We start from the raw sequence: 6088 nt of genomic DNA on the forward strand, positions 1-6088 counted from the left end.
AAAAAAAAGCCGCGGTGTACTTCGCAAGCCAGTCCGACTGAGGTATGCCTTTATTAAAGCGAATCAGACAATCTGGTCTGTTCGACGTATGTGTAAGGTCTTTGGAATTCACCCAAGTGGTTATTATTCTTGGCTAAAAAATCCAGATAGTAGACAAGAAAAGCGGCGAAAATATCTTCTCGGACTGATAAAGCAATTTTGGCTGGAGTCAGGCTGTGTATATGGTTATCGAAAAATATACAGTGACCTGCGAGATGAAGGGGAAATCTGTGGAATTAACCAAGTTCATCGTCTTATGAAGCGAGAAGGAATTCAGTCGCAAAGAGGTTATCGAAAGCCCCGCCCTAAAGGTGGTGTCGAAAACATCATTGTTTCCAACAAGCTCGCCCGAGAGTTCAACCCGCATGCGCCCAATCAATCGTGGGTAACTGATATTACATATATCAAAACGCACGAAGGTTGGCTGTATCTAGCGGTAGTTGTAGACCTGTTCTCTCGGCGGGTAATTGGTTGGTCAATGAAAAGTAGAATAACCAAAGAGCTTGCCCTTGATGCTTTGCTGATGGCTATTTGGCGTCGTTCACCAATAGAAAAAGTGCTCGTTCACTCAGATCAAGGAAGCCAGTACACCAGCTACGACTGGGACAGGTTTTTGAAACAGCATGGTCTTGAATCAAGTATGAGTCGCCGTGGTAACTGTCACGACAATGCGGTTGCCGAGAGTTTTTTCCAGTTACTCAAAAGAGAAAGAATTAAGCGGAAGATCTACACCACGAGAGAGGAAGCTCGTATGGATATCTTCGAATATATTGAGATGTTCTACAACATTAAACGCCGACATGGTTCCAATAATCAGTTGTCGCCAGTAGAGTATGAAAAGCAATATGAAATCGAGTTAAAGAGTGTCTACTGATTTGGTGGCTATTCATAGACCTTTCGCCGTTATCATTTCAGGTGATAAAAACAGGTAAGGAACGGAAGCAATGTCCTCATTTCAGATCATTTTCAAAGATGTAGAAGAGAAAGAATTAAGTAAGGAAGTTGTTTTTATGAAAGGCTTAGGTGCAGCGAAGCGCTCAGCTAAAGCGACAGCGCCAGCGAACGTCTACAAAATAGAGATAACCGACCTGATGGGGAAAGAGTTAACGCACATCACGTTAGGTCAATCCAGAAAATGGCACGATGCTATTTAGCAAGTTGCTTTTCAAGGACTTCACGCATCCGCCAGTATTCATCAAAGCTCAACGGTTCAGGGGTGTCTAGCACAGAATCTCGGATGAACTGCTTAGCCGGCTCTAATTTGATATTTAGGTATTGCTGAGTAACAAACAAGAGTTTGGAATAACTCGGCTTGTTAAGCACAAGCGGCTTTTTCCCTTTTACCCTAACTTCAAAGCGCTCAATAACATAATCATCTTCACCAGCTTCAAGGCAAACCCAATCTTCAAATTTCAACAGCAACACTCCAATAGACAACCAAATCATATACAAAACCTGAGCGAATCCCTATAACTTAGAGATACGAATAAATGCTTGCAGGTCCGAATATTGAAACAATGGATTCTGATAGTTTAAGTATTCGCATATCGCATAGATGATCGCAACCAACATTAACGCCGACATACTGATAATCAGTCCATTAACGAACATCGTTTTAATGTTCATGGGGATCCTTACGAAAACGTTACAACAGCAGTAAATGACAATTTGCCACAAATAGATATTGATGTAATATCAGTCGGTGCAACAAGACATAGTTTTTGCATTGTTTTCTGTTTTTGTTGCACAAACTTGAGCAAAGGGTGAAAGAGAGCCAGGATAGAATGGAGTCTATCCTGGCTTTTTCGTTTTGTAAGACCGTATAACGTTAATAATATTCCGCTTCTTCCAGTTCTTGTTCTGGCGCTGTAGGGTAAAGCGTATGACCATCATTAAAGCTAATACTTTTCACCCGTCGTTTCTCAAGATTGCGTTCGATGATGGGGGATATACGGTTCTTTGTGAAAGAACAATAAATGTGGCTTTCTTGAGCAAACTCCGATTTTAAAAACACTTCAAGAGAAACGGTATCGACCGCGTAGAAAAGATTTTTATTATCCATTTGTATTGTAAAAATCCTTACTTATTACCAACGAACTTCGAATAGCAAAATGATAACGACAATATTCGTAGCGAGCTATAGCCCAATGACGATTACGCCCAATAGCTTGATCAACAGCTAAATTCCAAAAAAAAGCAGCACGCTCCCAATCACAACGTCTCTCAGCATCACAGGCTTTTTGTGCCACATCTAAATATTGCTGATTAAAACTCATGCAAAACCCACCAAAGCGAATGAAATTCAACCCTTAATCGTATATGTACGATTAAGGTTACAATTAAGTTTTAGCCATAACTGGCAAAGTGTAGATTTTAACCGTTAGAGACCAGAATCCCTACGAAATAAAAACCAATCACAAGCGATTAACATTTGGCAAAAAACTGTAATTAACTTTCAATGAAATTTTTGGCGTTCTTGGAGGGGGAAAGGGCGACTTTTGCGGATTTGCAGCAAGCATGGTGTCCTAGAGTGCAAAAGTGCCCTGAATTTTGTCAATTTACCATAATAGGCAAACTACGACCCACGATTGCGCTGACAAAAAATCACAAATCGATTACGCTGACAACCCGAATAAGCAAAGGCACTAGTAAGGTTTTGTCCAAAAGTTTGCTAAAAATTGATCTAACTTTATCCCGAGTTCGAGTTAAATGAGAAAGCAAGGGCAGTGAAAATCACGAACTTGTCAGTGTCGATATGAACATGGCGCCAGAAAGCATTCTCGGTGCCAAGCGGTGATCAGTTAGCTGTAGGATGAATCACAAGCTCAAGAGGTTTGCCACTGTCGATGTCAATTTGGAGTAGGTAGCTTCCCCACTCATGTGTATTGAAATGGTGCATAGTTAGGTTGCGGTCTTGGCATTGTAGATTGGCAACGTCAGTAATAGTCGCATCGGCCCCTTTAATGTTGATTTTGTAATTGCCATTGGTCGCGACAACGAACTTCTGATTCCATTCTGTCACTGCCAATTGCTGATAGACTGTTGTACTCTCACTATTAGCAACACGCAAGCCCAGAGTGTTGGTGGCATTGAGCGTCTTTTCGAGTTGTGGCGCGGCTTCTTGAGTTGTAGCGAATGTCAAGGTCTCAAGTGGTTGATTACAAATAGCTTGGTAAGCAGACGCATAGTGTTTATTAATATTTTGATTCTTGATGGTGCTTACATCATCACTTGTAAGTGCTGACACTGACACGAGCAGTCCAAGGCCAATAGTGATTATTGATGTGTTTTTCATTGTGTTGATACTCTGTATGGTTCGATGCAGTTTGGACGTTCCGTTCTGTTCTTCAACTTGACGAGTTGGCAAAACGGAGACTGCGTTTGTGTTTTTAGTTGTTCAAAGTTTTCTATCGTTAGCGTTTCAAGAAAAGCTAAAAGGTCGCTTTTCTCATCTTCCGTAATAGTAAAACCTTGGATTGAAGGGTGTTTCGAAAAACTAAACTTTCCATCGCCAGCATTTGCGCCGAGACTGATTTTCCTTCCGCCGCGCGCATAGCTCTCAATCACTGCCGAAAGCGATAGATAGCTGCCATCATGACCCCAAGGGCTAGTGTTGATGACGTTGATCAGTGATGGTGTTCGGTATTTTCCATCATCACTTTTTATTGCGGTTGTCTTTCTCAATCCATTCTCTGATGACGGGTAAAAATACTCACCGTCGGCATGAATACCGTACAAACCCACGTTGTAATGTTCAACGCGTTGTGATGCCTTGGTTGCGTTAAGTAACTCTCCCCCGTGACAAGAGGTACAATTTAACCTGTCACTTTCAAAAAAAGCTAAACCACGCTGTTCTTTCTCAGTCAGTGCAGTGCGTTCACCTTGTTTGAATCTGTGGTAGCGAGTCTCCATCGACACGATAGATGCAGTGAATGCTGCAAGTGCTTTGGTTGCTCTTTGGTAGGTGACTTCACTGTCACCATAAGCATTCAGAAAAAGCGCCGCATAGAGTGTTTTGGCATCCTGCAGTCTGTTTACCACCATTGATGGTGTAGCCCCCATCTCTAGCGGATCTGTCGAAAGGAGCGGCCTTGAAACGGCAGACTCTAAATCCTGTACGTTGTATGTACTCACCGTGAAGTTGCGATTGTCAGCAACATTGAGTAGCGAAGGGGTGTTTAATCGTGATATTTCCCCATGAATGTCAGGCACTTTATTGAAGGTATTTGTCCAATGAATATCAGGATTATGGCAAAGCGCACAGCTTCGATTACCTTTCACGGAAAGACGGACATCGTGGAAGAGATAACGACCTAGCTCAATTTTATCCTGAGCGCTTACAGTAGTTGCTGAATGGGCGGAAAACGCTGTACTCAGTAAAGCAATAGAGATAAACGAGAGAGACTTGAACATCAGGAAATTGTCGAGTGAAAATAGCGAATACGAATTAAAGTAACACAAGGCATGAAAAGAAAAGAGCAAGATCTCTCACAAGACATTGCTCTTTCTTTCAAGCTAGATTGAAATTACAGCTTACGCCATACTCCCCATTCACCAGTTGTTCCTGGTTCTTCGCCTTCTGTCCACCAGTGTGCTTTCCAACTGTCACCGTTGTGAGTTACGACGTCACTTTCGTTGTATGATTTCGCAGAAGACCATTCTTCAACACTTGGTACTTCGCCTTCGCCCAGAACTTGTTTCCAAACTTGTGCTTTACCTGGTTCTTCACCTTGAGTCCACCAACCAGCTACCCAAGTCTTACCGCCGTGAGTTACTTCGTCACCAGCAACGTAAGTTGCTGTTTTGTCCCAAGTACCATCTTCAACCGGTGGCTCAACAGGTGGCTCAACAGGTGGCTCTACTTCACCTTTGATGATAGAAACTTGGAACGAGTATGATTCGTCAGTCGCTACCCATACCTTGTTAGCATGCAGGTTAGCATTATCGAATTCGTATACACCGTTTGCTGCATTCCAAACACCAACAAACAGTTTTTCTGGTTGTTGAGCGTTAATTTGTGAAGCCAGCTCAGTTGCCCAAGTCACTTGGTTTGCTGCAGTGATGTCTACACGCAGATCCATCACTTCAGAACCGCTTGTGCCAGCCATCAGACGGAAGCGAGCAGTGTCACCAGCTTCTGCAGTCAGACCAGGCTGTACAAAGTAACCGTACAGAGCAGTCAGGTTGCCTTCTACTGGTGGAGGAATAACTTCGCCGTCGCCTTGCTTGATCACGATGTCGCTACAGTTGTAGAAACCTTCACCCGCTGGGTCGATACGCTGCCAGCGTGAGTACAGAACTGCTTCTGAACCAACGCGGTCTTGTGGCAGCTTAACTTTGAAGCGGTAAGTTTTATATGGAGCACCTGAAGTTGGCTCTACATTCTCTTCTGTATCAACCCGTTCCAAGTCATCCCAAGTCAGAGGGCGTAAACCGTCGTATGAAGGCTTAGACAGGTAGAATTCCCAGAAAGATGGGTTGTGTGGCGCAGTTGCAGTCCAAACGAAGTTGAATTCACCGTTCTCATCTAGCACGACGTCAGTGGTCTGCCAATCAGCAGAAGGAACGTCTAGACCAGTTTTATCCGCCATACCTGCTGAACACAGTTGACCGTCTGGGATGTTTGCTTTGACTGCTTCGATGTTGCGGTAATCTTTAGTCAGTGCAGCAACTTCGTTACGCTGAATAAAAGGTTGTGTGCCAGAAACAGCGTGCGCTTCTTTACATGCTGCGTTAGGAATTTGGTTAGACCAAAAACCACCATCGTTGTAACAAGTGTTCTGACGAGCACTTGGAAATTCTGCCCAACCGTGAGCTTGTACACTTCCTGAAATAGCTGGCAATGACAGCGCCATGCCGATCATTGCCGATGCTTTATTTTTATTAAAAATCATTTTTATACTACTTAAATTCATTATTTATATAAATGAAATAAGATATAGGTTTATATCTCTTTCATTTTGAGCTGACAAATAATATCTTATTTGCAAACGTGATTTAGATAAATATTTTTGTCGATATAATCGATTAATTTTTAGCTGTTTGTTGC

9 protein-coding genes are annotated in these 6088 nt (G+C 42.7%); 2 read left to right on the forward strand and 7 right to left on the reverse strand.

The features are described from left to right. A partial coding sequence (locus RH88_RS01465) for an IS3 family transposase (RefSeq protein ID WP_005592958.1) occupies positions 1 to 913 on the forward strand: 913 nt, incomplete at its 5' end. A 70-nt stretch (positions 914 to 983) separates the two neighbouring features. Then, positions 984 to 1193, forward strand: coding sequence for a hypothetical protein (locus tag RH88_RS01470; RefSeq protein WP_005592959.1), 210 nt, complete (start codon positions 984 to 986; stop codon positions 1191 to 1193). Here the strand turns inward: RH88_RS01470 and RH88_RS01475 are convergent. The 7 genes from RH88_RS01475 to RH88_RS01500 all read right to left on the reverse strand — a co-directional run bounded on the left by RH88_RS01475 (position 1186) and on the right by RH88_RS01500 (position 5933). Then, a complete protein-coding gene (locus RH88_RS01475) occupies positions 1186 to 1485 on the reverse strand; it encodes a hypothetical protein (protein WP_005592960.1) in 300 nt (99 codons plus the stop codon). The genes RH88_RS01470 and RH88_RS01475 overlap by 8 nt on opposite strands. 21 nt (positions 1486 to 1506) lie before the next feature. Beyond that, positions 1507 to 1665: a hypothetical protein gene (locus RH88_RS23500; protein ID WP_005592962.1), complete on the reverse strand. Its 159-nt coding sequence runs from the start codon at positions 1663 to 1665 to the stop codon at positions 1507 to 1509. Positions 1666 to 1867: 202 nt separating this feature from the next. After that, positions 1868 to 2101 carry a hypothetical protein gene (locus RH88_RS01480; RefSeq protein ID WP_005592963.1) on the reverse strand — a complete coding sequence of 78 codons (234 nt, stop codon included), beginning with the start codon at positions 2099 to 2101 and terminating at the stop codon, positions 1868 to 1870. Continuing rightward, positions 2094 to 2315: an ANR family transcriptional regulator gene (locus RH88_RS01485; RefSeq protein ID WP_005592964.1), complete on the reverse strand. Its 222-nt coding sequence runs from the start codon at positions 2313 to 2315 to the stop codon at positions 2094 to 2096. The genes RH88_RS01480 and RH88_RS01485 overlap by 8 nt, the downstream gene beginning before the upstream one ends. Positions 2316 to 2836: 521 nt before the next feature. Further along, positions 2837 to 3334: a hypothetical protein gene (locus RH88_RS01490; protein ID WP_005592966.1), complete on the reverse strand. Its 498-nt coding sequence runs from the start codon at positions 3332 to 3334 to the stop codon at positions 2837 to 2839. Further along, positions 3331 to 4452 carry a cytochrome-c peroxidase gene (locus RH88_RS01495; RefSeq protein ID WP_040757799.1) on the reverse strand — a complete coding sequence of 374 codons (1122 nt, stop codon included), beginning with the start codon at positions 4450 to 4452 and terminating at the stop codon, positions 3331 to 3333. Before RH88_RS01495 ends, RH88_RS01490 begins: the two co-directional genes overlap by 4 nt. Before the next feature lie 113 nt (positions 4453 to 4565). Then, entirely contained in the window at positions 4566 to 5933 is a 1368-nt protein-coding gene (locus RH88_RS01500) for a lytic polysaccharide monooxygenase (RefSeq protein WP_005592969.1), read from the reverse strand. Positions 5934 to 6088 lie beyond the last annotated feature (155 nt).

This window comes from Vibrio scophthalmi LMG 19158, assembly GCF_000222585.1.
Taxonomy (GTDB): Bacteria; Pseudomonadota; Gammaproteobacteria; order Enterobacterales; family Vibrionaceae; genus Vibrio; species Vibrio scophthalmi.